The following is a 24,157-nucleotide window of genomic DNA, read 5'->3' as shown; positions in this document are numbered from 1 at the left end:
TCGCCTCGACGCCCGCGCCATCAGGCGGTGGGGCGGAGTGCGCGCACAACTACCGGCGATCGAAGTCGATCGCTGCGGACCATCGTACCCCGCGGAGCGGCCCGCACTAGCATGTGCACCATGAGCGAACAGTCGCAGGACCGGGGAATCACCGCCGAGCACCCGGGCGTCGCGGCCCTGTTCGCGGTACTGGCGTACGGCGAACTCGCCGCCTTCGAGCGGCTCGCCAAGGAAGCCGAGATGGCGCCGGACCTCGGCGGCCGGATCGCCGTCTCGTCGATGGCCGCGGCGCAGATGCGCAACTTCGAGCTGCTGGAGACCGAGCTCGATCGCCGCGGGCAGGACGTGGCGACGGCGACCGCGCCCTTCGTGCCGGTGATCACCCGCTACCACGAGCGGACGGCACCCCGGAACTGGAACGAGTCGCTGGTCAAGGCCTACATCGGCGACGGGCTCGCCGCCGACTTCTACTCCGAGGTCGCCCGCGCGCTCCCGGCCGAACCGGCCGCGGTGGTCGCAGCGGTGCTTTCCGACACCCGCGAGTCCGACTTCGCCGTCGAGCGGGTGCGCGCCGCGGTGACAGCGAACCCGGCGCTGCGCTCCCCGCTCACGCTGTGGGGCCGGCGGCTGCTCTCGGAGGCCATCACGCAGGCGCAGGAGGTGCTCGCGACGCGCGACGAGCTGGCCGCGCTGCTCTTCGAGCACTCGGGTGACCTGCCCGGCGTGGCACAGTTCTTCGAATCGCTGCAGACCCGGCACGCCGAGCGGATGGCGACGCTGGGGCTCGGCTGACTGCCCTCAGCAGAATCGGCGGCCTCGGCCCGCGCGGCGGCGGCCGCTGCGGATAACCTCGTGCCATGGAGATCAAGATCGGTATCGCGGACTCGAACCGCGAACTCGTGGTGCAGAGCAAGGACTCGTCCGAGGACGTGAAGAAGGCCGTCGCCGACGCGCTGGCGGGCCGCACGGACCTGCTGGAGCTGACGGACGAGAAGGGCAAGCAGTATCTGGTGCCCGCCGCCCGCGTCTCCTACGTCGAGGTCGGCACGGCCGAGAGCCGCTCCGTCGGCTTCAACGCCAGCTGACACAGCCCCGTCACGGCGCTGCTCGCTCCGCCGCCGCGGCCCCCGGGACCGTCGTCCCCGCGGCCGCGCGGCGGTCGAGCAGCGATACCAGCACGAAGCTCAGACTCACCAGCAGCACCCACGATCCGAACTTCCCCGCGTGCACCATCCGCCACGCGTCGCCCTGGTCCGGGTAGCGCCACGCGCCGAGGAAGGTCGCCAGGTTCTCGGCGACCCAGAGGAAGAATCCGATCAGCACGAACGACAGCGGCAGCGGCATCCAATAGCGCTGCGCCCACTGTGAACCACACCCGGCTGCGCGCGGTGACCACCAGGAAGCCCAACGCGATGACGACCCGCAGGTCGGGCAGGTAGTGGTGAGTGAAGAAGTTGGCGTACGCGGCCAGCGCGAGTACGAGCACCGCCCCGGTCCGGTAGCGGCTCACCGTCAGGTCGAACCGCCGGAAGGCCTGGCAGACGTACGAGCCCACCGCGGCGTACATGAATCCCGCGTAGAGCGGCACGCCCGCGATCTTCGTCAGCGCGGCATCGGGGTACGCCCAGGACCCGACCGCGACCTTGAACACCTCGAGGGCGAAGCCCGCCAGGTGGAACGCGCACACCACCCCCAGCTCGCGCCACGACTCCCGCTTCGTGGCGACGAACAGCGCCTGCACCGCGATCACGTAGAGCAGCAGCGCGTCGTAGCGCGCGAGCGGCGGGTCCCAGCGCGACCAGATCAGCGCCGCCCCGGCCAGCCCCACGAAGACGGCGATCGCGAACGCACAGCACTGCAGCTCGATCCACGCGAACCGCAGCAGCTGCCCCACGAAGCCCTGCGCGCGGGTCAGCGGGAGGCGCGCCGTCGACATGCCCCGAGTATGCATGCGGCCGGGCCGGTGCCGTCGCCGCTAGGCTCGGGCGCGTGGTGAAACCCGAACGCAGGACCCGCGTCGATCTCGCGGTCTCGGCCGCGATCCTGGTCGCGGTCGTCGTCGCGGGCTTCGTGGCCTGGAACGTCGGGTCCGCGAGCAAGGCGGTCAGCGAGACGGCGCCGGCCCCGTCGACGGTGCCGGGCTCCCTCGTCGAGCTGCCCGCCGTGCTCGGCGAGGCGTGGGCCGCGCGGTCCGACCGGCCCGCCCTCTCCCTGAGCGGCTCCCTCGTCCTCACGCGCGGCGGCGAGGTCGCCGCGCACGACCCCGCGACCGGGCAGCGCACCTGGCGCTACCAGCGCGAAACCGACGTCTGCGGGCTCACGGACAACGCCGGCCTCGTGCTCGCCTTCTACCGCGACGTCCGCGGCTGCGGCGAGGTGATGGCGCTCGACCCCGGCACCGGGAAGCGGCGCGCCAGCCGCACCAGCCGCGAGGACCACGACGTCACCCTGGCCGGCGACGGCAACTACGCCGTCGTGCAGGGTCCGACGCGGGTCGACGTCTTCCGATCGGACCTGGTGCGCACCGTCGAGTACGGCAAGCCCGACGTGCCCGTGAACCCGGGCGTCCAGCCTCGGTCCGGCTGCACGATCGGCTCCGCGCTGCCGGCCGGCGCGTCGATCGCGATCCTCGAGGCCTGCCCCACCGAGCCCTTCCCCCGCCTCACCGTCATCGGCGCGTCGCCGAAGGAGGCGTCCGAGCCGCAGGAGACCTCCTCGGTCGTCAGCCCGGACCTGGGCGACGCGGCGCCCGAGGGCACCGACCGCGCCCGGCTCATCACTGCGACCGCCAACGGCGCGGTGGTCTACGTGCCCGCCCAGCAGGGTCGCTCCGCGCGCGTGACCACCGTCGACCCGCAGGGCCGGGCGCTGTTCTCCGTGGACGTGACCACCGGCCCGGGCGGCGCCCCGCGCGACGTCCCCGTCGTGACGGAGGCCGGCATCGCCTCGTTCTACACCGGCACCGCGACCGTGGTGATCGACGCGGCCTCGCTGGCCGCGGAGATGGTGATCCCCGGAACACTCGGGCCGGGCGCCGTGGTCGGCGGCCAGCTGGTGGTGCCCGGCCCCACCTCGCTGAACGCGTACGACCTGAACACGCGCGCCCGGACCCGGTCGACGCCGATCACCAAGCCCGGCTACACCGACGGCCCCGTGCTGCTCGCGGAGGCGGGCAGCACGCTGATCGCGCAGTGGGGCGCGACGGTCCAGGCCTACCGCGCGGCCTGAGCCGCTACTCGGCCGCCCAGGTGACCAGCGGCGCACCGTCGGAGACGTGGGCCTTGATGCTCTGCGCCAGCTCCCGGTAGGCGGTAGCGCCCTTGTTCTTCCGCCCCGCGAGCACGGTGCGGCCGGCGGCGTTCGCCTCGGCGAAACGCACCGTGCGCGGGATCGGGGGCGACAGCACGGCCAGGTCGTAGCGGTCGGCGACGTCGGAGAGGATGTCGCGGCTGTGCGTGGTCCGCGCGTCGTAGAGGGTGGCGATGGCGCCGAGCATGCCCAGTTCCGGGTTGGTGATGGCCTGCACGTCGCGGACGGTCTTGAGGAGCTGCCCCACGCCGCGGTGCGCGAGGGTCTCGCACTGCAGCGGGATGGCGACGGCGTCGGCCGCGGTGAGGCCGTTGAGGGTGAGCACGCCCAGGCTGGGCGGGCAGTCGATGATCACCACGTCGAACCGGTCCGCGACGTCGGCGAGGGCCCGCTTGAGCGCGTACTCGCGGCCCGCCCGCATGAGCAGCAGCGCCTCGGCGCCGGCCAGGTCGAGGGTCGCGGGCAGCACGGTGACGCCGTCCTCGGTCTCCAGCAGCACCTCGTCGATCGTCTTGTCCCCCAACAGCACATCGTGCACGCTGCGCTCGATGCGGTCGGGGTTGTGGCCGAGAGAGAAGGTCAGGCAGCCCTGCGGGTCGAGGTCGACGACGAGCACGCGCGCGCCGAGTTCGACGAGTGCCGCCCCCAGGCTGGCGACGGTGGTGGTCTTCGCGACGCCGCCCTTCTGATTGGCGACGGCGAGGACGAAGGGCGTGTCACCGGTCATGGTGCGAGGGTACCCACCGATACGGAACGATGGACGGATGAGCACCGGACACCGCCTCGTGTACATCCGCCACGGCGAGACCGCCTGGTCGCGCTCGGGACGCCACACCGGCGCCACCGACGTGCCGCTGACGGAGACGGGCGTCGAGCAGGCGAAGGCGCTGGGCCCCGTCCTCGCGGACCTCGCGCTCGCGGACCCGACGGTGCTCGTGAGCCCGCGCGCGCGGGCGGCGGCGACCGCGGAGCTCGCGGGCCTGACGGTGACGGCGGTCGACCCCGACCTCGCGGAGTGGGACTACGGCGACTACGAGGGCCGCACCAGCGCGGAGATCCGGGTGGACGCCCCGGGGTGGACGGTATGGACGTCCGGCTCCCCGGGCGGGGAGTCGATGGCGCAGGTGGCGGAGCGGGCCGACCGGGTGCTGGCCCGGGCGCGGGCGGCGATGGCCGACGGTGACGTCGTCCTCGTCGCGCACGGCCACCTGGGCCGGGTCCTCACCGCGCGGTTCCTGGGTCAGGCGCCGGAGTTCGGGCGGCACGTGCTGATCCTGCCCGCCTCGGCCGCCGTCTTCGGGTTCGACCGCGACGACGTCCCGCAGATCAGCCGGTTCGGCCTGACCGGCTACGCCGCCGCGCACTACACGGGACGGTAGGGCCGGTCAGTCCCGGCGGTACTCGCCCTCCAGCCAGGCCACCGTCGGCGGGGCGAACAGCAGGCCGAGCGCCGCGACCGCGACCACGATGAGCGGGATGAACAGCTCGGGGCGGCCCTGCGACACCGCGCCGCTGATGCCGGCGAAGCCGAGCAGCAGGTTGGTCAGCACGCCGACGGTGCGCCCCCAGCGCAGGCCGCGCAGGAGAGCGACGCCGCCCGCGAGCACCCCGAGGCCCATCGGGATCATCCAGAAGGCCATGCCGTAGGCGCCGGTCGTGGTGTCGGCCGTACCGGTCAGGCCGCGGATCAGCTCCACCACACCGAGCACCAGGGCCGCGAGGCCCTCGACCGCGACGATCGCGCCCGCGGCCCGGACGGTGCCTGGAGCGGCGGTGCGGGTATCGCCGGAACGCTTCGTGCGGGAGCGGGTGGCGGCCGGACGGGAATCGCCGCCGCTTCCGTTGGTCGATGTCACGCCCCCAGGGTATCGGGGCGGCCTGGGTAGGCTGCTCGGTGTGCGCGCCCTGTTGATCGTCAACCCCAACGCCACGTCCATCACCGCAGCGGGCCGAGACCTCGTGGCGATGGCACTGGCGTCCACGCTCGACGTCACCCTGGCGCAGACCGAGCGACGCGGTCACGCGGCCGAGCTCGCCGCGGCGGCGCGCGACGACGGCACCGAGCTGGTGATCGTCCACGGCGGCGACGGCACCGTCAACGAGGTGGTGTGCGGCATCCTCGGCCGGGAGGGCCTGCCGGGCGGCGCGACCCCCGCCCACCCCGACACCCTGCCCGCCGTCGCGGTGATTCCCGGCGGCAGCGCGAACGTCTTCGCGCGCTCGCTCGCGGTCCCCCGCGACCCGCTGCAGGCCACCGTCCACCTCACGGACCTGTTGGCGCGCCGCAGTTTCCGCACCATCGGCCTCGGCTGCGCCGACGAGCGCTACTTCCTGTTCAACGCCGGCGTCGGCGTGGACGCCGAGGTGATCGCCAACATGGAGGCGCTGCGCGACAAGGGCAAGGCCGCCACCCCGTCGCGGTACGTGCGCACCGCCGTCCGCACCTTCTTCTCCGCCGCGCGGCGCGAGCCGCAGCTGACCGTCCACCTGCCGGGTGAGGAGCCGGGCACCTGGCAGGACATCGACGGGGTGCACTTCGCCTTCGTCTCGAACGCGAGCCCGTGGACGTTCCTCAACAACCGCGCGGTGTTCACCAACCCGGGGACGGATTACGGCACCGGGCTGGGCGTGTTCGCGTCGCGCTCGATGCGCACCATCCCCAATCTCATGCTGGTCCGGCAGATGCTCTCGGCCCGCCGCACCAAGGGCCCGACGGTGCGCCACCTCGTCCGCCACGACGACCTGCCGGAACTGCGCGTGAGCAGCGCCGTGCCCGTGCCGGCGCAGGTCGACGGCGACCACCTGGGGGACCGCACCGAGGTGCGGTTCTGGTACTCGCCGGAGCGGATCCGCGTGCTGGCGGACCTGCCGCCGCTGCCGCGCGTGCGCTGATCCCGCCGCTCGCCGGGAGGTCCTCCGCGGCGCCGATTCCCGCCGACTCGGCGTGACGCGATCGAACGGGCGAAGTGAGCGATTCGTCACGACCGCGCAGAAACCTATTGCAAACCTGCAGCGTGTGCGGATATATTTGCGGGCACGCCGCTGAACCGGCAGGAGTGTAGTACACCGCTCGACAGACGGTTCTCACCGCCCCCGCTGTGAGATCCCCCACCTCTGAGCCGGAATCTATTGACTCCTGCTGGGAACGTGGAAATATTCAACACGTAACAGCGCGGAAACAGTTCGGTTCCCTCCGCGTTAACAGCCTGGAAATTCGGTGCCGGATCGGCGCCTGCGATGAGTGGCGCGCGAGCGCGCCTGAAGGAGTGTACTGACATGGATTGGCGCCACAAGGCCATCTGTCGCGACGAGGACCCCGAGCTGTTCTTCCCCGTGGGCAACAGCGGTCCGGCCATCGCGCAGATCGCGGACGCCAAGCTGGTCTGCAACCGCTGCCCCGTGACCGCCGAGTGCCTGTCCTGGGCCCTCGAGTCCGGTCAGGACGCCGGCGTGTGGGGCGGCATGAGCGAGGACGAGCGTCGCGCGCTGAAGCGCCGCAACGCGCGGACCCGCACGCGCACCGCTGTGTAACACGTTTCCGCTTTCGTCGAAGGCCCGGTGGATCCTCCACCGGGCCTTCGTCGTGCGCGGCGCCTAGGCGGGCTGCAGCGGGACCCGCACCACCGCGTCGGTGCCACCGTCGTGCGAGGTCAGGCTCAGCTCCCCGGCCAGCTCCGACTTCACGAGCGTCTGCACGATCTGCAGGCCCAGGCGGTCCGAGCCCGCGAGGCTGAAGCCGGGGGGCAGGCCGGCGCCGTCGTCCCGCACGGTGACCTCGAGCATCCGGGTGGACCGGTGCGCGAGCAGCTCGATGGTGCCCGACTCCCCCGGCTCGTAGGCGTGCTCGACCGCGTTCTGGATCAGCTCGGTGACGACCATGACCAGCGGCATCGCCCGGTCCGCGTCGAGCAGGCCCACGTCGCCCCGTCGGACGACGGTGACCGCCGCCGACCCGCCGGCCGGGGCCACGTCGGCCATGATCGGGATCAGCCGGTCGATCACCTCGTCGATGTCGACGTGCTCGTCGACGCTCATCGACAGGGTCTCGTGCACCAGTGCGATCGATGCGACCCGGCGCACCGACTCGTTGAGCGCGCGCTTGGCCTCGTCGTTGCGCGTGCGCCGCGCCTGCAGCCGCAGCAGCGCGGAGACGGACTGCAGGTTGTTCTTCACGCGGTGGTGGATCTCGCGGATCGTCGCGTCCTTCGAGATGAGGGCGCGGTCGCGGCGCTTGAGCTCGGTGACGTCGCGCAGCAGTACCGCCGCGCCCGCGGGGCGCCCGCCCGGGTGCAGGCCCAGCACGCGGAGCACCACCGTGACGCCGCCCTTGGTGAGCTCGATCCGGGAGCCCTCGCCGCGCTCCAGCGCACCGTCGAGCGCGATCGTGAGGTCCTCGGACTCGAAGGTGTCGCCCACCAGCTCGGCGGTCACCTCGGACAGGATGCTGCCCTCGAGGTCGGTCGGCGCGCCCATGCGCCGGTACGCCGACTGCGCGTTCGGGCTGGCGAACACCACGCGTCCCTGCGCGTCGAGGCGGATGAAGCCGTCGCCCGCGCGGGGCTCCGCCTCGCCGGTGGGCAGATCCTCCGGCTCCGGGAAGGCGCCCTCGGCGACCATCGTGCACAGGTCGTCCGCGCACTCCTTGTAGGCCACCTCGAGCGGGCTCGGCGTGCGCGGGTGCGTGACGTTGAAGTCGCGGGTCAGCACCGCGATCACCGCGCCGTTCGACGGCACGGGCACCGCCTCGCGGCGCACCCGCGCGGGCCCGGTCCAGGCCGGGGTGACGCCCTTGACCACGTCGGCGCCCTCGAACGCGGCGTGCAGGGTCGGTGCCTCCCACGGCGGCACGACGACGCCGACGCCGTCGGAGTCGTACACGGTGGGCGTGGTGTTGGGCCGGCACTGCGCGATGCAGATGTACGCGGGATCGGTGGTGTCGCCCTCCGGGTCGTTGCGCACCCAGAGGCGCAGGTCGGCGAACGAGAGGTCGGCGAGCAGCTGCCACTCGCCGGCGATCCGCTGCAGGTGCCGAGCGGCGCGCCCCGGGAGGTCCGTGTGGATCGCCAGGAGGTCGGCGAGGGAGGCCATGGGACCGCCTTTTGTCGTCGTCGGTGCCGTCGTGAAACAATAGCCGGTACTGCGAAGAAGCTTCAGGACAGGAAGGAGACCGCCATGGGAAAGCGTGGACGTAAGAAGCGCGCGCGGAAGAAGAACGCCGCGAACCACGGCAAGCGCCCGAACTCCTGACCTTCAGGTTTCACGTGACTTGCGCACGAGGGCCCGTCGACATCACGTCGACGGGCCCTCGTCATGTTCCGCGCTGCGCTGCAACCGGCTACTCGGGGCGGAAGCGCACCTCGGTGTGCCGGATGCTGATGGTCAGCCGCTCCCGCAGCCCCTCAGGTGCGCGCTCGCCGCCGCACTTGCGGTTCACCAGCGACTTGATCTGCTGCTCGATGCCGTAATGCGACAGGCACTGCGAACAGCCGTCGATGTGCGCCTTGAGGCGCTCCTTGGCGGCCGAGTCGCACTCGTTGTCCAGGAGCAGCCAGATATCCGCCATCACGGCGGAGCAGTCGAGCTCCAGGTCCGGGTTGCCGTCCGACGAGTACGTCACTTCTGATCCTCCTGCTCGGCGGAGCCGTCGGCACCGTCGGAATCCTGCCCCCGGAGGAAGCCGCGCTCACGCGCGACGCCCTCGAGCTCGGCGCGGAGCTGCCGCCGGCCGCGGTGCAGCCGCGACATCACCGTGCCGATGGGGGTACCCATGATCTCGGCGATCTCCTTGTAGGGGAATCCCTCCACGTCGGCGTAGTACACCGCCATGCGGAACTCCTCGGGGAGCTTCGCGAGAGCCTGCTTGATCTCGTCGTCCGGCAGTGCGTCCAGCGCCTCGATCTCCGCGGAGCGCAGGCCGGTGGAGCTGTGCTCCGCCGTGGCCGCGAGCTGCCAGTCGGTGATCTCGTCCGTGGGGTACTGCGCGGGCTGCCGCTGCTTCTTGCGGTAGCCGTTGATGTAGGTGTTGGTGAGGATCCGGTACAGCCAGGCCTTGAGGTTGGTGCCCTTCTTGAAGCTGCGGAAGGCGCTGTAGGCCTTGACGTAGGTCTCCTGGACCAGGTCCTCCGCATCGGCCGGGTTGCGGGTCATCCGCAGGGCGGCGCCGTACAGCTGGTCGAGCAGCGGCAGCGCCTCGGCCTCGAAGCGGGCCGTGAGCTGCTCCGGCGTCTCGGTCACCTCGTCGGGGGCCGAGTCCAGATCCGCTACGTGCGTGATGTCCCCGTCCGTCATACCGTCGAAGGCTACCGGTCGCTCGAGGACCGCTGCGCCGCTACCTGCACTCACGACCTCTGCAACAGCACGGTGCGTCGGCTTGTTCCCGCGGTGTCCGGTTCAGCTCAGGCGGAGCCGGACCATGGGCAGGCCGTCGACGGTGTGCCCCACGGCGTGCTCGATGGCGCCGCGCAGGCGCTCCCACGCCGCGGGGTGGGCGGAGCGATACCGGTGGAGAACCGCTGCGGAGGCCTCGGAGTCCAGCAGGTCGGCGTGCGCCGCTCGCTCCCGCCGCCCGACGGTGACCCGGCACTCGGGCCGCGCACGCAGGTTGCGGTACCACTGGGACGTCTCCCCGAAGCCGCTGCAGACGATGACGGTGTCGGGGTCCGGCCGGTCGACGACCTCGAGGACGACGTACCGCGGCTCGCCGGACGTGCGCCCGGTGTGCTCGATCATCACCATCCGCGGGCCCAGCACCGCGCCGAGGCCGTGCTGGTACAGCCAGATGGGCGCCCGCACCAGCCGGCGCGTCCGCAGCGCCCGCGCTGCGAGGGCGGCGGGACTCAGCTTCTCCAGGATCGACACCACCGGCCCGACGGTACGCCGCGCACCCACGGCTCCACTCGCGCACGCCCCACGGCTCCGCGGACGCGGCGCGTGCGCACGGGCGCGGCAGGTCCGCGGGAGCTTTCCCGCGCACGCGGCACGGGCGCATCTCCGACGGTGCCCGGTCTGATTGACTGGCGTGATGGCGAAGAAGAACACCGCCGCGACGCCGGCGATCGCGGCACTGCAGGCCGCGGGGATCGAGTTCCGCGTGCACGAGTACGCGCACGACCCGCGGGCGGAGTCCTTCGGCGGCGAGGCGGCGCAGGCGCTGGGCCACGACCCGGCGCGGGTGTTCAAGACGCTCGTCATCGGCGACGGCAAGCAGCTGGCGGTGGCGATCGTGCCCACGTCCGGCAAGCTCAGCCTCAAGGCGGCGGGCGCGGCGCTCGGGCTGCACCGGCCGTCGATGGCCGACCCCGCCGACGTCCGGCGCGTGACCGGCTACGTGCTCGGCGGCGTCTCCCCGCTGGGGCAGCGCAAGCGCCTGCCGACCGCGATCGACGAGTCCGCCCTCGGCTTCGAGACCGTCTTCTGCTCCGCCGGCCGACGGGGCCTGGAGGTCGAGCTGGCACCGTCCGACCTGGTGGCCGCGACGTCGGCGGCGGTGGCGCCGCTCGCCGCGCCGTGATAATCAGTGGGTGACAGCGGCCCGCCCGGGTTTGGCGGCGGACGCAGCGGAAAGTAGGTTCGTGGTATGGCCAGCTACTTCGTCACGGGCGGGACGGGCTTCATCGGCCGCGCCGTCGTGGCGCGGCTCGCCGCGGCGGACCGGGACGGCACCATCTACCTGCTGGTGCGCGACGCCTCCCTCCCCCGGTTCGAGCGGCTGATCGCCGACCTCGGCCACGACCTGGCGCCGCAGGTGGTCCCCGTCGCGGGCGACGTCGTGGAGCCGGGCCTGGGCATCGCCCCCGGCGACCTTCCCGAGCACGTCGACCACGTGATCCATCTCGCGGCGGTCTACGACATGGAAGCGCCGGAGGAGCTGCAGGAGCTGACCAACGTCGGGGGCACCCGCAACGTCCTGGAGCTCGCCGGCAGGCTCGGCGCCACGATGCACCACGTCTCGTCGCTGGCGGTGGCCGGCAATCACGAGGGCTGGTTCGCGGAGACCGACTTCGACGTCGCGCAGTTCTTCCCCACCCCGTACCACCGCACCAAGTACGAGTCCGAGCGCCTCGTTCGCGAGTCGACGGTGCCGTGGCAGATCTACCGGCCGTCGATCGTGGTGGGCGATTCGATGACGGGCGCGATCGACAAGATCGACGGCCCCTACTACTTCTTCCCGTTCCTGCGGCTCATGGGGACCATCCCGCACCACCTGCACGTGCCCTTCGCGAACCTCGGCTACACGAACATCGTGCCCGTGGACTTCGTCGCGGCGGGCATCGTCGCGCTGGTCACCGCGCCGCCGGCACCGGGCTCCGTCTACCACCTGGCGGACCCCAAGGGCCAGAGCATGGCCACGATCTACGACGCGATCGCCCCAGCCTTCTCGGGCCCGAAGACCCTGCCGGTGCCCAGCGCGCCGCTCGGCGAGTTCGCGGCCCGGATCGGTCGCCGGGGCGAGGTGCGGGCCCTGCGCGACACGATCGCGCGCCAGCTCGGCATCCCGCCGTCGCTCCTGGACCACCCGTTCTACAACACCCGGTTCGACTCGGAGGCCACGTACCGCGCGCTGAGCCGGTACGGGGTGGCCCTGCCGCGCCTGAAGTCCTACGGGCCGCGACTGTTCCGCTATTGGGCGGAGCACCTGGACCCGTCGCGCAACCGCCGCGACGATCCGCGCGGACCGCTCGTGGGCAAGCACATCCTGCTGACCGGCGGATCCTCCGGCATCGGGCGCGAGGCGGCGAAGCAGGCGGTCCTCAAGGGCGCCCACGTCTACATCGTCGCCCGCAAGCCCGAGGACCTCGCCGACGCCGTCCAGCGGATCGAGGCCGAGCCCGGGATGCCGGGCGTGCCCAAGGGCATCGTGCGCGCGTACCAGTGCGACGTCACCGATCCGGAGGCGGTGCGCACCACCGTCGCCCAGATCCTCGCCGAGCACGGCCACGTGGACGTGCTGGTCAACAGCGCCGGACGGTCCATCCGGCGGGCCACCGTCGATTCCGTGGACCGCGCGCACGACTACCAGCGCACGATGGCGGTGAACTACTTCGGCGCCGTCTACCTGATCCTGGAGCTGTTGCCGCACATGGTCGCCCGCAAGTCCGGGCATGTGGTGAACGTGTCGTCGATCGGCGTGCAGGTGCGCGGCCCGCGGTTCGCGGCGTACATCGCCTCGAAGTCGGCGCTCGAGGCCTTCTCCGACATCACGGCCGCCGAGACCATGTCGGACCACGTGACCTTCACCAACATCCACATGCCGCTCACCCGCACGCGGATGATCGAACCGACCGACGCCTACGACAACGCGATGGCGCTCTCGGTGGAGAAGGCCGGCCAGATCGTGGTGCGCGCCATCGTCGAGCGGCCGCGGCGGATCGACACGCCGCTCGGGACGCTGGCGCAGTTCGGCCAGTTCCTCTCCCCCCGCATCGCCGCCGCGGCGCAGCACCAGGGCTACCTCCTGTTCCCGGAGCCGGAGGGCGACACGGAGGGGGCCGCCAAGGTCGTCGAAGTCGATGTGGCCGAGGTGGATTCGCCGCGCGGGCGGCTCGCCGCGGCAGGCGCCGCGACCAAGGACCTGTCGAAGGACCTCTCCACCGCCGCGGTGAGCCCGCTGTTCGGCATCTCCGGCGACCAGGGCCTACGACGCCTCGCACGCAAGACGCTCAATCGGCTGCCCGGCATCAACTGGTAGCGGCGCGCAGCGCGGTGGGCGGGGCGCCGGTGAGCGCCCGCACCTCCCGGGTCAGGTGGGCCTGATCCGCGTAGCCCGACGTGGCAGCGACCTCCGCCAGTGCGCGGCCGGCGCGGATCGGCTCGAGCGCGCGCTGGAAGCGCTGGATCCGGGCGAGGGTCTTGGGGCCGTAGCCGAAGGACCGCCGGGCCAGGCGGTGCAGCGCGCGCTCGCCGAGCCCGGACTCGGCCGCGATCTGGGCGACCGTGCGCCCCGCCCCCAGCCGCGCCGCGACCGCCCCGATCCGCCGGTCCAGGTCCACCCCGTCGAGCAGCGCGACCGCGATCGCCTCGGGATCGTTCGTCCGCGGAATCCTCCTGTGCGGCAGCACGTCCGATAGAGCGACCCGCCGTCCGGTGAGCTCGTCCGCGGCGATCCCCAACAGCTGCGGCAGCATCCCGGAGGGGAGGCGCAGGCCGTCGAGCCGCGCACCGTCGAACCCGCTGGTGCGGGCCGCGACGGCGTCCGGGCCCGCGACGATCGGCGCACCGTCGACCACGATGACGTCCATGCACCCGTCCGGCAGGATCAACGCCGGGCCCGCGCCGCCCACCGAGGTCCACCGGATCGCCCCGGGGACCGTCGACGGCCGCTCGCTGTACACGGTTCGAGTATGTCCGAAACGTTCAAGACGCGGGCGACGGCGCGACATACCGTGGCGGCATGACAGAGCGACTGCGCTTCGACGCCATCGGCATGATCGCCGAGGACCTGCCCGCCTCCCTCGCCTTCTACCGGAGGCTCGGACTGGACATCCCGGACGGCGCCGAGGACCAGCCGCACGTGGAGGCGGAGCTGCCCGGCGGGATGCGGCTCATGTGGGACTCCGTCGCGGTGATCCGCTCGATGGAGCCCGACTGGGTCAAGCAGCCAGGCCAGAACGCGACGCTGTGCGTCAAGTGCGCCTCGCCCGCCGTGGTCGACGAGGTGCACGCCGAGCTCATCGCCGCGGGCAGCCCGAGCGCCATGGACCCGTTCGACGCACCGTGGGGGCAGCGGTACGCGGGCGTGCTCGACCCCGACGGCTACCAGGTGCAGCTCTTCGCCTGGCAGTAGTCGCGGTCCGGGCGCGGGCGCCGTCGAAGGTGCCTATCGTGGGAGGCGAAACGTTCCCGTCCCCCACAAGGAGATCCGACGATGCCCGACATCCAGTACGCCGTGACCGACCCCGCCACCGGTGAGGTGCTGCAGACGTACCCCACCGCGGAGCCCGCCGAGGTCGAGGCGGCGATCGACGCGGCGTCGCGCGCCGCGCGGACCTGGCCGCAGGAGTCGACGGTCTCCGAGCGGGCCGCGCTGGTGCGGCGCGTCGCGGAGCTGCACACGGAGCGCCGCGAGATGCTCGCCGGGATCATCCAGCGCGAGATGGGCAAGCCGCTCGAGGACGCCCTCGGCGAGGTGGACTTCTCCGCCGCGATCTACACGTACTACGCCGACAACGCGGAGAAGTTCCTCGCCGATCAACCGCTGGACCTGCTCGAGGGGGACGGCACCGCGGTGATCCGGCGCTCCCCCATCGGCGTGCTCTTCGGGATCATGCCGTGGAACTTCCCCTACTACCAGGTGGCGCGGTTCGCCGGCCCGAACCTGGCCGCGGGCAACACGATCCTGCTCAAGCACGCGCCGCAGTGCCCCGAATCGGCCGAGGCGATGCAGCTGATCTTCGACGAGGCGGGCCTGCCCTCGGGCGCGTACGTCAACATCCGGGTCAGCAACGAGCAGGCGGCCGAGATCATCGCCGACCCGCGGGTCGCGGCGGTCTCGCTCACCGGCTCGGAGCGGGCGGGCGCCGCCGTCGCGGAGGTCGCGGGCCGCAATCTCAAGAAGTGCGTGCTGGAGCTGGGCGGCTCGGACCCGTTCATCGTGCTCTCGACCGACGACCTGGACGCGACCGTCGACGCCGCCGTCGCCGGGCGCCTCGACAACACCGGCCAGTCGTGCAACGCGGCGAAGCGGTTCATCGTCCACGCGGACCTCTACGACGACTTCCTCGCGAAGTTCACGGGCAAGCTGCTGGCCGCGGGCGACGGGATCGCGCCGCTCTCGTCCGAGCGGGCGGCGATCGGACTGGAGAAGCAGGTCAATCAGGCCGTGGAGGCGGGGGCGAACCTCGCCATCGAGGGCCGCCGCGACGGCGCCTTCTTCCCGCCCGCCGTGCTCACGAACGTCACCGAGGACAACCCGGCGTTCCGGCAGGAGCTGTTCGGGCCCGTCGCCACCGTCTACCGGGTGGACGGCGAGGGCGAGGCGCTGGCGCTCGCCAACGACACCCCGTTCGGCCTCGGCTCCTACGTCTTCACCACCGACCCGGAGCAGGCCGCCCGCGTCGCCGACGGCATCCAGGCCGGCATGGTCTTCGTCAACGGCGTGCTCGCCGAGGGCGCCGAGCTGCCCTTCGGCGGCGTGAAGCGCTCCGGCTTCGGGCGCGAGATGGGCCCACTGGGCATCGAGGAGTTCCTCAACAAGAAGCTGATCCGCACCATCAAGTAGCACGACGGGGCGGTCCTCCGGCCGGACGGAGGACCGCCCGTCGCGCCGCCCTGCGGGGACCTTCCTCACACCCCATTGCCATTAGCGATCCGTATAATCAGTCGAGTACACACTGTGCATACGAGGAGGCAAAGGTGAGTTCCGGCGGTGGCTTCTTCTCCCCGACCACGGGCGCGGTGGTCGTCTTCGCGGTGACGGCGATCGCGGCGCCCGCCCTCGGCCTCCTCCGCGCCCGGTTTCCCGGCTGGAGCGCATGGGCCGGCTTCGCCGCGGGCGTGCTCGCGGGCGTCGCCACCACCGCTCAGCAGATGTCGTTCCTGCTCCCCCTCGGCATCCTCGCGTTCTCGCTGATGGCGCTGGTCGGCTGGACCCGGGCGGAGCACTGGGCCGGACGATTCGACGCCGGGCCACTCGGCCGTGGGGCACTGTTCCACGCGTACGGCGTCGGCGCGTTCTGCACCGCCCTCATCGGGCTGGTCGTGCGGTTGACCTGATCCCGGCCGCCAGGGCCCGCAGAGCGACGGCGCACACCCGCCCTGTGTCCTTGGACACGGATCACCCCGCAGCGCGCGGTTCGCGTTGAACCCGCGTCGCAGTTTCCGCTACAAACAATGAGTGACTGATAGAAATATTGGAGCTCACTCTCATGATCGATGGGATGTGTGGTACCCCAGCGCCTTCGAGGTCACGACCGAGGGCGTACGAGCGTTCGGGCGAGCGACGCGGTGCTGGCACACGCCGTGGGAGAGCCTCGGCGTGCCGCCCCAGGACACCCCGGTTCCCGCCACACTGCTCGCCGCACCGATGCTCCACGCGGTGGCCGCGCTCGTCGCCGCATCCATCAGCAGCCCGAACATGTCCCGAATCCTGCACGCCGGGCAGTCCTACCGCTACGAGGGCCACCTCCTCATCGGCGAACGCATCGACATCGGCGCGCGGATCACCGACCACGCACAGCGCGGCGGTGCGGACTTCTTCACCGTCGAGAGCGGAGCCGTCGTGGACGGCGAGACGCGGATCCTCGGGACCAGTCAGATCGTGTACCTCGGCGACGCCGTCGACGGCCCGGTGCTCGACGAGGCCCTGGTCGAGAACGTGATGCTGTTCGGGACTGGCCCGCTCACCCAGCAGCTGACCTGACGGGCGCTACAACAGGCTCAGCTGGCCCGGTTCACTGCCGGGATCGACGCGCTCGATCAGCTCGGGGCCGGTGTTGGCGACTGCGTTGACCAGTGCGGACACCGGGCGGATCTCGATCCGCTCGGCCACCTCGAGGGCGGGCGGGCGCAGCAGCGCCGGGTCGACCGGGCCGTCGGGGTTCAGCCACTCGTCGAAGGCGTCGGGCGTGAGGACCAGCGGCATCCGGTCGTGCACCGCGCGCAGCGGGCCCACCGCGTCGGTGGTCAGCACCGTCGCCGAGAGCGTGGGCGGCACGTCCAGCCCCGCGCCGGCGGGCCGCCACACGGACCACAGCCCGGCGACGTACATGCGCGTCCCGTCGACCGGGGTGAGGTACGTGGGCTGCTTGCGCGGCTTCTTCACCAGCTCCGGATCCTCGAGCAGCTGCCACTCGTACCAGCCGTCCATCGGGATCAGGCAGCGCTTGGACGTGATCGCGGTCCGGAAGGCGGGCTTCTCGTCGACCGACTCCGCCCGCGCGTTGAACAGCGGCGGGCCGCTCAGCGTCTTCTGCCAGTGCGGGAGCAGCCCCCACCGCATGGCGCGCAGCCGGCGGGTGGCGGGATCGTCCGGCGCCTCCCGCGAGTGCCGGGAGACGACGGTGACGATGTTCGTCGTGGGCGCGACGTTGAAGCCCGGCACGTCGAGCTCCGTGCCCTCCGTCTCGTCCTCCGCGTCGATCTCCGCCGCCAACAGCGCCGGATCGGTGGTCACCGCGTAGCGTCCGCACATGCCCCCAGGGTACGACGGTGCACCGACAGGTTCGGGCGCTGCGTCAGGCCTGGAACTCGTCGAAGACGCGGCGCGGACCGGTGCCGGTGGTGGCGAGCGCGTCGTGGGGGTTCGCGAGGGCGCAGGAGGCCATGGACAGACAGCCGCAGCCGATGCAGTCGGTGAGGTTGTCGCGCAGCCGGGTGAGTTCGTCGATCCGGTGCGAGAGGTCGTCGTGCCAGTGCCGCGACAGCCGCTCCCAGTCCGCCTTCGTCGGCGTGCGGCCGTCGGGCAGCTCGGCGAGGGCGTCGCGGATCGTGGCGAGGGGGATGCCCACGCGGTGGCTGATCCGGATGAACGCGACGCGGCGCAACATCTCCCGCGGGTACCTCCGCTGGTTGCCGGAGGTGCGCCGCGCGGAGATCAAGCCCTCGCGCTCGTAGAAGTGCAGCGCGGACACCGCGACGCCGCTGCGCGCGGACAGTTGGCCGACGCTGAACTCCCGGGTGGTCTCCACCCCGTCGAGACTACCTGAACGTTAGTTCAGGGATCAGCGCGCGGGCTTCGCCGAGGACGACGCCGCGGCAGCCGGCTTGGCGGCCGGGTCGGCCGGCTTCGCCGACGGGGCGCCCGGCTTCGCGGACGCGGCCGGGGCGGCCGGCTTGGCGGAACCGCTCGCGGCGGGCGCCGGGGCCGCGGGCTTCGGCGGGTTCTTCAGGATGGCGATCTGCACGCCCAGCAGGTCGACGGCCAGCTGATCGTCGGCACCGACGAAGGGCGCGGCCTCGCGAGACTGCCGGCCGCCGCGCAGCGACATGGTGACGCCGTTGACCACCGCGGTGTACTGCCGCGACTGCATGTACTCCACCTGGTTGCCGCGCTTGGTCTTGGTGGTGAACTCCAGGCCCAGGCCGTCGGGGGCGCCGGTGACGGCGATCGAGCGCACGCTGACCTCGGTGGTGGCGCCGTCGCGGACGGCCTTGAAGGTGCCACACTTCGGCAGCGCGGCACGCAGCGGCGCGACGTCGATCGCGAACTTGGAGACCACCATCGACCAGTTCACGCCGCGGGCGGAGCCGTTGGTCTGCGCGGTGTCGGTGCCCTTGGGGATGGGCAGGCCCGCGTACAGCACCTTGCACTCGGCCGGCGTCACGGCCGCACGGTTCAGCGACGCCCACGCGCCGTTCCAGCCCGCGGCGGCGCCCGAGAGGACCGCGCCGCCGAAGCTCATGCCGTCGGGGAGGTTGCCGGAGCCGATGACCAGCTCGCCCGCCCGGTTGGTGGGGGCCGCGGCCGGCGTCGGATCGCCGGGCTTGGGATCGGCCGACGCGACCGGAGCGAGGACACCCGCGAGGGTGGCAACGGCGGCGACGGACACGACGGTCCTGCCCACGAACGTACGAGTGCGCTTCATCGAGATCTCCCGGCGGTGATGACCTGACCTGTTCCGCCCAGCAAGGTAGCACGCGGTGAGGCCACCCTCATGTGCAAGGATGTGCGCGTGGAGCAGTTGGAGCTATGGCCCGCGCCCTTCGCCGCAGGTCCGGTGACGGGCACCGTCGCGCTCCCCGGCTCGAAATCGATCACCAATCGCGCGTACGTCCTTGCGGCACAGGCACCGTCGCGGTCGACGCTGACGAACACGCTCCGCAGTCGCGACACCGACCTCATGGCGCGGGCCCTCGGGGCACTCGGCGCGCGCGTCGACTTCCTTACCGACACCACGGTTGCGGTGACCGGGGGCGAGCTGCACGGCGGCGACGTGGACTGCGGCCTCGCCGGCACCGTCATGCGCTTCCTCCCGCCGCTCGCCGCGGGGGCGCGCGGCACCGTCACCTTCGACGGTGACCCGCAGGCCCGGGCCCGGCCCCTGGGCACCGTCCTCGACGCGCTGCGCGGTCTCGGCGCCCGCATCGACGGCGACGGCCTGCCCTTCACCGTGCACGGCGACGGCCCGATCCGCGGCGGCGCCGTCAACATCGACGCCTCCGCGAGCTCGCAGTTCGTCTCCGGCCTGCTGCTGAGCGGCCCGAGCTTCGCCGAGGGCGTCGTCGTGCACCACGACGGGAAGCCCGTGCCGTCGATGCCGCACATCGAGATGACCGTCGACATGCTGCGCGCCGCCGGCGCCGACGTCGACACCTCCGAGCCCAACACCTGGCGCGTCGCGCCCGGCGGGCTCCGCGCGCACGACTGGACCGTCGAACCGGACCTCTCGAACGCCACCGTCTTCCTCGCGGCGGCCGCGGTCACCGGCGGCGCCGTGACCGTGCCGCACTGGAACCCGCAGTCCACCCAGCCGGGCGTCCAGTTCGCCGACATCCTCGCCGCGATGGGCGCCGAGGTCACGCACGCCGACGGCGCGCTGACGGCCCGCGGCACCGGTGCGCTGCACGGCGTCGACTGGGACCTGCGCGACATCGGCGAGCTCACGCCCACCGTCGCGGCCCTCGCCGCCCTCGCGGACTCCCCGTCGCAGCTGCGCGGCATCGCGCACCTGCGCGGCCACGAGACCGACCGCCTCGCGGCCCTGACCACCGAGATCACGAACCTCGGCGGGCGCTGCACCGAGACCGAGGACGGCCTGCGCATCGAGCCCGCGTCGCTGCACGGCGGCGTCTGGCACAGCTACGCCGACCACCGGATGTCGACGGCGGGCGCGATCCTCGGCCTGGTCACCGCAGGCGTGCAGGTGGAGGACATCGCGGCCACGTCCAAGACGATGCCCGACTTCCCGGCCCTCTGGCACACGCTGCTCGGCGGCGAATCGTGAGCCTTGGGTAAGCGCGAGTACGACGAGACCGATGTCCGGGTGCGCCCGGGCAAGAGCAGTCGGCCGCGCACCAAGAACCGGCCCGACCACAGCGACGCCGAGACCGCGATGGTGGTCTCCGTGGACCGCGGCCGTTGGGGCTGCGCCCTCGGCGGCGACCCCGAGCGGATCATCGTCGCGATGCGGGCCCGCGAACTGGGCCGCTCCCCCATCGTCGTGGGCGATTCCGTCGGCGTCGTCGGCGATCTGACCGGCCGCAAGGACACGCTCGCGCGGATCGTCCGGGTCGACGAGCGGTCGACGGTGCTGCGCCGCACCGCCGACGACACGGATCCTTACGAGCGGATCGTGGTCGCGAACGCGCAGCAGCTGCTCATCGTGACGGCGCTGGCCGATCCCCCGCCGCGGACCGGCTTCGTGGAGCGCACCCTCATCGCCGCCTACGCGGGCGGCCTCACCCCGGTGCTGTGCCTGACCAAGGGCGATCTCGCCGACGCGGCGGAGTTCACCGCCGCCTTCGCCGACCTCGACCTCACGGTGATCGCCGCGGGCCGCGACGATCCGCTGGACGCCGCCCACGAGCTCCTCACCGGGCACGTCACCGCGCTCATCGGGCACAGCGGGGTCGGCAAGTCGACGCTGGTCAACCGCCTCGTCCCCGACGCGAACCGGGCGACCGGCGTGGTCTCGGGGGTGGGCAAGGGGCGGCACACGTCCACGCAGTCGGTCGCGCTGTGGCTGCCCGACGGCGGCTGGGTCGTCGACACCCCCGGCATCCGCAGCTTCGGCCTCGCGCACATCTCCATCGACGACGTGGTCGCCGCGTTCCCGGACCTCGCCGAGGCCGTGGAGGACTGCCCGCGCGGCTGCACCCATCAGGGGCCGCCGGCCGACCCCGAGTGCGCCCTGGACCGGCTGGAGGGGACGGCGCACCGTCGGGCGATGGCGGTCCGCGGCCTGCTGGCCGACCTGACCGCCACCCCCGACTGGGCCTGAGTTACGCCGACGCGCGCTTGGGCAGCTTCCAGCCCGGACGCGGGAAGTGGCAGGTGTACCCGTCCGGGTACTTCTCCAGGTAGTCCTGGTGCTCCGGCTCGGCCTGCCAGAACGGGCCCGCCGCCTCGATGGTGGTCACGGCCTTCCCCGGCCACAGGCCCGAGGCGTCGACATCGGCGATGGTGTCGCGCGCGACGCGCTCCTGCTCGTCGCTGAGCGGGAAGATCGCCGAGCGGTAGCTCGAGCCCACGTCGTTGCCCTGCCGGTCCTTGGTGGACGGGTCGTGGATCTGGAAGAAGAACTCCAGCACGTCGCGGTAGCTGGTCTTCGCGGGGTCGAAGACGATCTCGACGGCCTCCGCGTGGCCCGGGTGGTTGCGGTAGGTCGCGTGGTCGTTCGCGCCGCCCGTGTAGCCGACGCGCGTCGACTCGATGCCCGGCTGCTTGCGGATGAGATCCTGCATGCCCCAGAAACATCCGCCCGCCAGGACCGCCGTCTCGCGGCCGGGGACCGTGGTGATGGTGCCGTTGTCAGTCATGCGCAGCTCCTTCTCCGGCGGCACATCCGGGCGCCGCCATCGGCTTCAACATCGACGGTACCCGCGTCATTCCGGCGGCGTCCGACCATGCTCCAGCCGAAGGCCACCGGGCGGGTCAGTGGGCGGCGACCCGCGCGACGCGCAGCCGGAACTCCTCCGTCTCGACGCATTCGAGCACCGCCGCCGCCTCCGCGTCGAGCTGCGAGCGCAGCGCCTCCGGGGCACCGCGGAACAGGCGTTTCGCCGCGGCGAACGCAGCGCCGGGCCCGCTGGCGAGCTGCTCGGCGTGTGCCGTCGCCGCCGCGGCGAAGCGGTCATCGGGGTGCACCGATCGGACGAGGCCTGCGTCGAACGCCTCCACCGCACTGAGCCGGGTGTCCTCGGTGTACAGGCGGAACGCCGCCGCGGTGCCGATGAGACGTGGCACCGCGATGGAGAAGCCGGTGTCGGGCGGGACTCCGATCGCCGCGAACGCGGGGACGAACGACGCCGACTCCGTGGCGAGGACGACGTCGCAGTGGAGCGCCAGCCCCATTCCTCCGCCGGCGGCCGTGCCGTTCACCGCGGCGACCACCGGCTGCGGCATCGTCGCGATGGCGAACACCGCGTCGTGCAGTGGGCCGACGATCGCGCGAACGCCCGCCGCGGGGTCGGCGAGGTCGATGCTCCGCACGTCGGCACCGTAGTTGAAGACAGTCCCCTGGCCTGTGAGCACGACGCAGCGCACCCGCTGATCCGCGCCCAGTGAGCGGAGGGCATCGCGCAGCGCGACCGCAGTACGGCCGTCGAACGCCCGACGGGCGAGCAGCACCGTCGCCACAGCGCCCGCACGGGTGACCTCAACCGGGCCTGGAGCAGCCGTCTCAGGCATCAGCGTCCTGCAGGTACGGCGCGCGCAGATCCTTCTTGAGCAGCTTGCCGCTGGCGTTGCGGGGTAGGTCGTCGACCACGTCGATGCTGCGCGGGCACTTGTACGCCGCGAGGTACCGGCGACAGAACGCGATCACGTCGGCCTCCTCGGCCGGCTCGGTGAGCACGACGATCGCCTTGACCGCCTCCACCCAGTGCGGATCGGGGACGCCGATCACCGCGACGTCGGCCACGGCGGGATGCTCCAGCAGCACCCGCTCGACCTCGGGACCGTAGACGTTCTCCCCGCCCGTCACGATCATGTCCTTGAGCCGATCGCCGCAGTAGACGTACCCCTCGTCGTCGACATGGCCGATGTCGCCGGTGTGCACCCACCCGTCGGTGATGGTCTCCGCCGTGGCGTCGGGCCGGTTGAGATATCCGGTCATCGCCTGAGCACTGCGGAACCACAGCTCGCCATCGCCCCCGGGCGCGATGTCCTCCCCCGTGGCCACGTCGATCACGCGGACCTCCGCGCCCGGCACCAGCGCGCCGGCCGCGGTCAGCAGGTGCGCCCGCCGGGGATCCCGATGGTCGGCGGGCTTCAGGGTCGCGATCACCCCGGAGAGCTCGGTCTGCCCGTAGACCTGCACGAACCCGACATCGGGCCACGCCCGCAGGGCTTCACGAAGAAGGGCTGCGGGCGTCGGCGACGCTCCGTAGCCCAGGATCTTCAGACGGGCCACAGCATCGACCGCCGCCGCCCCGGCGTCGAGCAGGGTACGAATCACGGGCGGCACCAGGAAGGCGTGGGTGGCACCCCCGTTCATGGCACCGACGAGCGAGTCGACATCGGGGGTCCGCAGCACGATGCTCGGTGCTCCCGCGTGGATCCCGAAGAGCGCGTAGCAGATCCCGCCGACGTGGAAGAAGGGCATGGCGACGAGGTTGGCGTCTCCCGGACTGAAGGGGAAACTCTCCCCCACATTCCTCGTGTGGGCCGTGACCGCCCGATGACTGAGGACCACTCCCTTGGGCCGGCCCGTCGTGCCCGAGCTGTAGATCACGAGCGCGGGGCTCTCGGGGTCGACCGCCGTCGCGGCGACGGCGGACGACGAGCGCAGAATTCTCTCGTAGCCGTCCTCCGCGTCGACCGCGACGGTGTCGCGCAGCGTCGGCGACCGCCGGCCGGCCGCGGCCGCCACGAGAACGAACTCCTCGTCCGCGAAGAGGATCGTGACCCCGCTGTCGTCGAGGGCGTAGGCGAGTTCGTCCTCGGCCAACCGCCAGTTGAGGACGACGGTGACCGCACCGCGCGATGCGGCGGCGAACAGCAGCTCCAGGCACGCAGGGCTGTTCCGCCCGAGAAAGGCGACGCGGTCGCCCTTGCCGATGCCCTCGGCGTCGAGATGGCCGGCGAGACGATCGATCCGGTCGCGCCACTGCCGCCAGGTCCAGGACCTCTCGTCGTACCGGACGGCGTCGCCGTCGGGAGAGGCCTCGCTCCACCGGACGACGTAGTCGTGGATGAGCTCATCGGAGCCGATGGTCGGATTCATACCGAGAACAATAGACCGTACGTGCG

The 24,157-nt window shown here is 72.1% G+C and carries 29 protein-coding genes; 15 read left to right on the top strand and 14 right to left on the bottom strand.

Annotated elements, in window-relative coordinates:
- Nucleotides 1–120: 120 nt before the first annotated feature.
- Nucleotides 121–792 carry a ferritin-like fold-containing protein gene (locus tag ACM9LD_RS01235; RefSeq protein ID WP_415674989.1) on the top strand — a complete coding sequence of 224 codons (672 nt, stop codon included), beginning with the start codon at nt 121–123 and terminating at the stop codon, nt 790–792.
- 65 nt (nt 793–857) lie between these two features.
- On the top strand, nt 858–1,085 hold the full coding sequence (locus tag ACM9LD_RS01230) for a DUF3107 domain-containing protein (protein ID WP_415674988.1): 228 nt from the start codon (nt 858–860) through the stop codon (nt 1,083–1,085).
- Here the strand turns inward: ACM9LD_RS01230 and ACM9LD_RS01225 are convergent.
- Nucleotides 1,031–1,936 carry a DUF817 family protein gene (locus tag ACM9LD_RS01225; RefSeq protein ID WP_462933945.1) on the bottom strand — a complete coding sequence of 302 codons (906 nt, stop codon included), beginning with the start codon at nt 1,934–1,936 and terminating at the stop codon, nt 1,031–1,033. The genes ACM9LD_RS01230 and ACM9LD_RS01225 overlap by 55 nt on opposite strands.
- Nucleotides 1,937–1,989: 53 nt before the next feature.
- Here ACM9LD_RS01225 and ACM9LD_RS01220 point away from each other — a divergent pair, with 53 nt between their 5' ends.
- Nucleotides 1,990–3,228 (top strand): Rv3212 family protein, encoded by a 1,239-nt coding sequence (locus ACM9LD_RS01220; protein WP_415674987.1) that lies wholly within the window; start codon nt 1,990–1,992, stop codon nt 3,226–3,228.
- Nucleotides 3,229–3,232: 4 nt separating this feature from the next.
- On the opposite strand, the gene ACM9LD_RS01215 is transcribed toward ACM9LD_RS01220, so the two are convergent.
- Nucleotides 3,233–4,036 (bottom strand): ParA family protein, encoded by an 804-nt coding sequence (locus tag ACM9LD_RS01215; protein WP_415674986.1) that lies wholly within the window; start codon nt 4,034–4,036, stop codon nt 3,233–3,235.
- A 37-nt stretch (nt 4,037–4,073) separates the two neighbouring features.
- On the opposite strand from ACM9LD_RS01215, the gene ACM9LD_RS01210 reads away from it, so the two are divergent.
- Nucleotides 4,074–4,688: an acid phosphatase gene (locus ACM9LD_RS01210; RefSeq protein WP_415674985.1), complete on the top strand. Its 615-nt coding sequence runs from the start codon at nt 4,074–4,076 to the stop codon at nt 4,686–4,688.
- A gap of 6 nt (nt 4,689–4,694) precedes the next feature.
- Here ACM9LD_RS01210 and ACM9LD_RS01205 read toward each other — a convergent pair whose 3' ends face one another.
- On the bottom strand, nt 4,695–5,165 hold the full coding sequence (locus ACM9LD_RS01205) for a hypothetical protein (protein ID WP_415674984.1): 471 nt from the start codon (nt 5,163–5,165) through the stop codon (nt 4,695–4,697).
- Between the two features lie 40 nt (nt 5,166–5,205).
- On the opposite strand from ACM9LD_RS01205, the gene ACM9LD_RS01200 reads away from it, so the two are divergent.
- Complete coding sequence (locus ACM9LD_RS01200) at nt 5,206–6,201, top strand: diacylglycerol/lipid kinase family protein (protein WP_415674983.1); 996 nt, start codon at nt 5,206–5,208, stop codon at nt 6,199–6,201.
- Between the two features lie 384 nt (nt 6,202–6,585).
- The gene (locus ACM9LD_RS01195; RefSeq protein ID WP_013125780.1) at nt 6,586–6,840 is read left to right on the top strand and encodes a WhiB family transcriptional regulator; all 255 of its coding nucleotides are present in this window, start codon (nt 6,586–6,588) and stop codon (nt 6,838–6,840) included.
- Nucleotides 6,841–6,903: 63 nt separating this feature from the next.
- Here the strand turns inward: ACM9LD_RS01195 and ACM9LD_RS01190 are convergent, their stop codons facing one another.
- Nucleotides 6,904–8,397, bottom strand: a complete 1,494-nt coding sequence (locus ACM9LD_RS01190; RefSeq protein ID WP_415674982.1) for a sensor histidine kinase — start codon at nt 8,395–8,397, stop codon at nt 6,904–6,906.
- An 84-nt stretch (nt 8,398–8,481) separates the two neighbouring features.
- Here ACM9LD_RS01190 and ACM9LD_RS01185 point away from each other — a divergent pair, with 84 nt between their 5' ends.
- Nucleotides 8,482–8,556 (top strand): 50S ribosomal protein bL37, encoded by a 75-nt coding sequence (locus tag ACM9LD_RS01185; RefSeq protein ID WP_370452957.1) that lies wholly within the window; start codon nt 8,482–8,484, stop codon nt 8,554–8,556.
- 88 nt (nt 8,557–8,644) lie between these two features.
- Here the strand turns inward: ACM9LD_RS01185 and rsrA are convergent, their stop codons facing one another.
- The 3 genes from rsrA to ACM9LD_RS01170 all read right to left on the bottom strand — a co-directional run bounded on the left by rsrA (nt 8,645) and on the right by ACM9LD_RS01170 (nt 10,170).
- Nucleotides 8,645–8,926, bottom strand: a complete 282-nt coding sequence (rsrA, locus tag ACM9LD_RS01180; RefSeq protein WP_074850750.1) for a mycothiol system anti-sigma-R factor — start codon at nt 8,924–8,926, stop codon at nt 8,645–8,647.
- Nucleotides 8,923–9,597: a sigma-70 family RNA polymerase sigma factor gene (locus ACM9LD_RS01175; RefSeq protein ID WP_415674981.1), complete on the bottom strand. Its 675-nt coding sequence runs from the start codon at nt 9,595–9,597 to the stop codon at nt 8,923–8,925. The genes rsrA and ACM9LD_RS01175 overlap by 4 nt, the downstream gene beginning before the upstream one ends.
- A gap of 102 nt (nt 9,598–9,699) precedes the next feature.
- Nucleotides 9,700–10,170 carry a nitroreductase family deazaflavin-dependent oxidoreductase gene (locus ACM9LD_RS01170; RefSeq protein WP_415674980.1) on the bottom strand — a complete coding sequence of 157 codons (471 nt, stop codon included), beginning with the start codon at nt 10,168–10,170 and terminating at the stop codon, nt 9,700–9,702.
- Between the two features lie 160 nt (nt 10,171–10,330).
- Here ACM9LD_RS01170 and ybaK point away from each other — a divergent pair, with 160 nt between their 5' ends.
- Both ybaK and ACM9LD_RS01160 read left to right on the top strand, forming a co-directional pair.
- Nucleotides 10,331–10,819 (top strand): Cys-tRNA(Pro) deacylase, encoded by a 489-nt coding sequence (gene ybaK, locus ACM9LD_RS01165; RefSeq protein ID WP_415674979.1) that lies wholly within the window; start codon nt 10,331–10,333, stop codon nt 10,817–10,819.
- 66 nt (nt 10,820–10,885) lie between these two features.
- Complete coding sequence (locus tag ACM9LD_RS01160; RefSeq protein WP_415674978.1) at nt 10,886–12,997, top strand: SDR family oxidoreductase; 2,112 nt, start codon at nt 10,886–10,888, stop codon at nt 12,995–12,997.
- Here ACM9LD_RS01160 and ACM9LD_RS01155 read toward each other — a convergent pair.
- Entirely contained in the window at nt 12,987–13,640 is a 654-nt protein-coding gene (locus ACM9LD_RS01155) for a helix-turn-helix domain-containing protein (protein WP_415674977.1), read from the bottom strand. The genes ACM9LD_RS01160 and ACM9LD_RS01155 overlap by 11 nt on opposite strands.
- Nucleotides 13,641–13,699: 59 nt before the next feature.
- Here ACM9LD_RS01155 and ACM9LD_RS01150 point away from each other — a divergent pair, with 59 nt between their 5' ends.
- The 4 genes from ACM9LD_RS01150 to ACM9LD_RS01135 all read left to right on the top strand — a co-directional run bounded on the left by ACM9LD_RS01150 (nt 13,700) and on the right by ACM9LD_RS01135 (nt 16,666).
- A complete protein-coding gene (locus ACM9LD_RS01150) occupies nt 13,700–14,092 on the top strand; it encodes a VOC family protein (protein WP_415674976.1) in 393 nt (130 codons plus the stop codon).
- 81 nt (nt 14,093–14,173) lie between these two features.
- Entirely contained in the window at nt 14,174–15,526 is a 1,353-nt protein-coding gene (locus ACM9LD_RS01145) for an NAD-dependent succinate-semialdehyde dehydrogenase (protein WP_415674975.1), read from the top strand.
- 134 nt (nt 15,527–15,660) lie between these two features.
- Entirely contained in the window at nt 15,661–16,020 is a 360-nt protein-coding gene (locus ACM9LD_RS01140) for a hypothetical protein (protein ID WP_415674974.1), read from the top strand.
- 166 nt (nt 16,021–16,186) lie between these two features.
- The gene (locus ACM9LD_RS01135) at nt 16,187–16,666 is read left to right on the top strand and encodes an FAS1-like dehydratase domain-containing protein (RefSeq protein WP_415674973.1); all 480 of its coding nucleotides are present in this window, start codon (nt 16,187–16,189) and stop codon (nt 16,664–16,666) included.
- A gap of 6 nt (nt 16,667–16,672) precedes the next feature.
- Here ACM9LD_RS01135 and ACM9LD_RS01130 read toward each other — a convergent pair whose 3' ends face one another.
- From ACM9LD_RS01130 to ACM9LD_RS01120, 3 genes are read right to left on the bottom strand one after another with little or no spacing between them, the layout of a single operon-like run.
- The gene (locus ACM9LD_RS01130) at nt 16,673–17,437 is read right to left on the bottom strand and encodes an SOS response-associated peptidase (protein WP_415674972.1); all 765 of its coding nucleotides are present in this window, start codon (nt 17,435–17,437) and stop codon (nt 16,673–16,675) included.
- Between the two features lie 43 nt (nt 17,438–17,480).
- Complete coding sequence (soxR, locus tag ACM9LD_RS01125; RefSeq protein ID WP_415674971.1) at nt 17,481–17,933, bottom strand: redox-sensitive transcriptional activator SoxR; 453 nt, start codon at nt 17,931–17,933, stop codon at nt 17,481–17,483.
- Between the two features lie 33 nt (nt 17,934–17,966).
- Nucleotides 17,967–18,830, bottom strand: a complete 864-nt coding sequence (locus ACM9LD_RS01120; RefSeq protein ID WP_415674970.1) for a hypothetical protein — start codon at nt 18,828–18,830, stop codon at nt 17,967–17,969.
- 69 nt (nt 18,831–18,899) lie between these two features.
- On the opposite strand from ACM9LD_RS01120, the gene aroA reads away from it, so the two are divergent.
- Both aroA and rsgA read left to right on the top strand, forming a co-directional pair.
- Nucleotides 18,900–20,189, top strand: a complete 1,290-nt coding sequence (aroA, locus tag ACM9LD_RS01115; RefSeq protein ID WP_415674969.1) for a 3-phosphoshikimate 1-carboxyvinyltransferase — start codon at nt 18,900–18,902, stop codon at nt 20,187–20,189.
- 3 nt (nt 20,190–20,192) lie between these two features.
- Nucleotides 20,193–21,185 carry a ribosome small subunit-dependent GTPase A gene (gene rsgA, locus ACM9LD_RS01110; protein ID WP_415674968.1) on the top strand — a complete coding sequence of 331 codons (993 nt, stop codon included), beginning with the start codon at nt 20,193–20,195 and terminating at the stop codon, nt 21,183–21,185.
- A 1-nt stretch (nt 21,186) separates the two neighbouring features.
- Here rsgA and msrA read toward each other — a convergent pair whose 3' ends face one another.
- The 3 genes from msrA to ACM9LD_RS01095 all read right to left on the bottom strand — a co-directional run bounded on the left by msrA (nt 21,187) and on the right by ACM9LD_RS01095 (nt 24,131).
- Nucleotides 21,187–21,723, bottom strand: coding sequence for a peptide-methionine (S)-S-oxide reductase MsrA (msrA, locus tag ACM9LD_RS01105; protein ID WP_415674967.1), 537 nt, complete (start codon nt 21,721–21,723; stop codon nt 21,187–21,189).
- Nucleotides 21,724–21,838: 115 nt separating this feature from the next.
- Complete coding sequence (locus ACM9LD_RS01100) at nt 21,839–22,594, bottom strand: enoyl-CoA hydratase/isomerase family protein (protein ID WP_415674966.1); 756 nt, start codon at nt 22,592–22,594, stop codon at nt 21,839–21,841.
- Nucleotides 22,587–24,131, bottom strand: coding sequence for an AMP-binding protein (locus ACM9LD_RS01095; RefSeq protein WP_415674965.1), 1,545 nt, complete (start codon nt 24,129–24,131; stop codon nt 22,587–22,589). Before ACM9LD_RS01095 ends, ACM9LD_RS01100 begins: the two co-directional genes overlap by 8 nt.
- Between the last annotated feature and the right edge of the window lie 26 nt (nt 24,132–24,157).

Source organism: Tsukamurella hominis (assembly GCF_965137015.1).
GTDB classification, from domain to species: domain Bacteria; phylum Actinomycetota; class Actinomycetes; order Mycobacteriales; family Mycobacteriaceae; genus Tsukamurella; species Tsukamurella hominis.
Note: the sequence above shows the minus strand (reverse complement) of the source record. Positions and strands in the feature narration are given on the sequence as shown.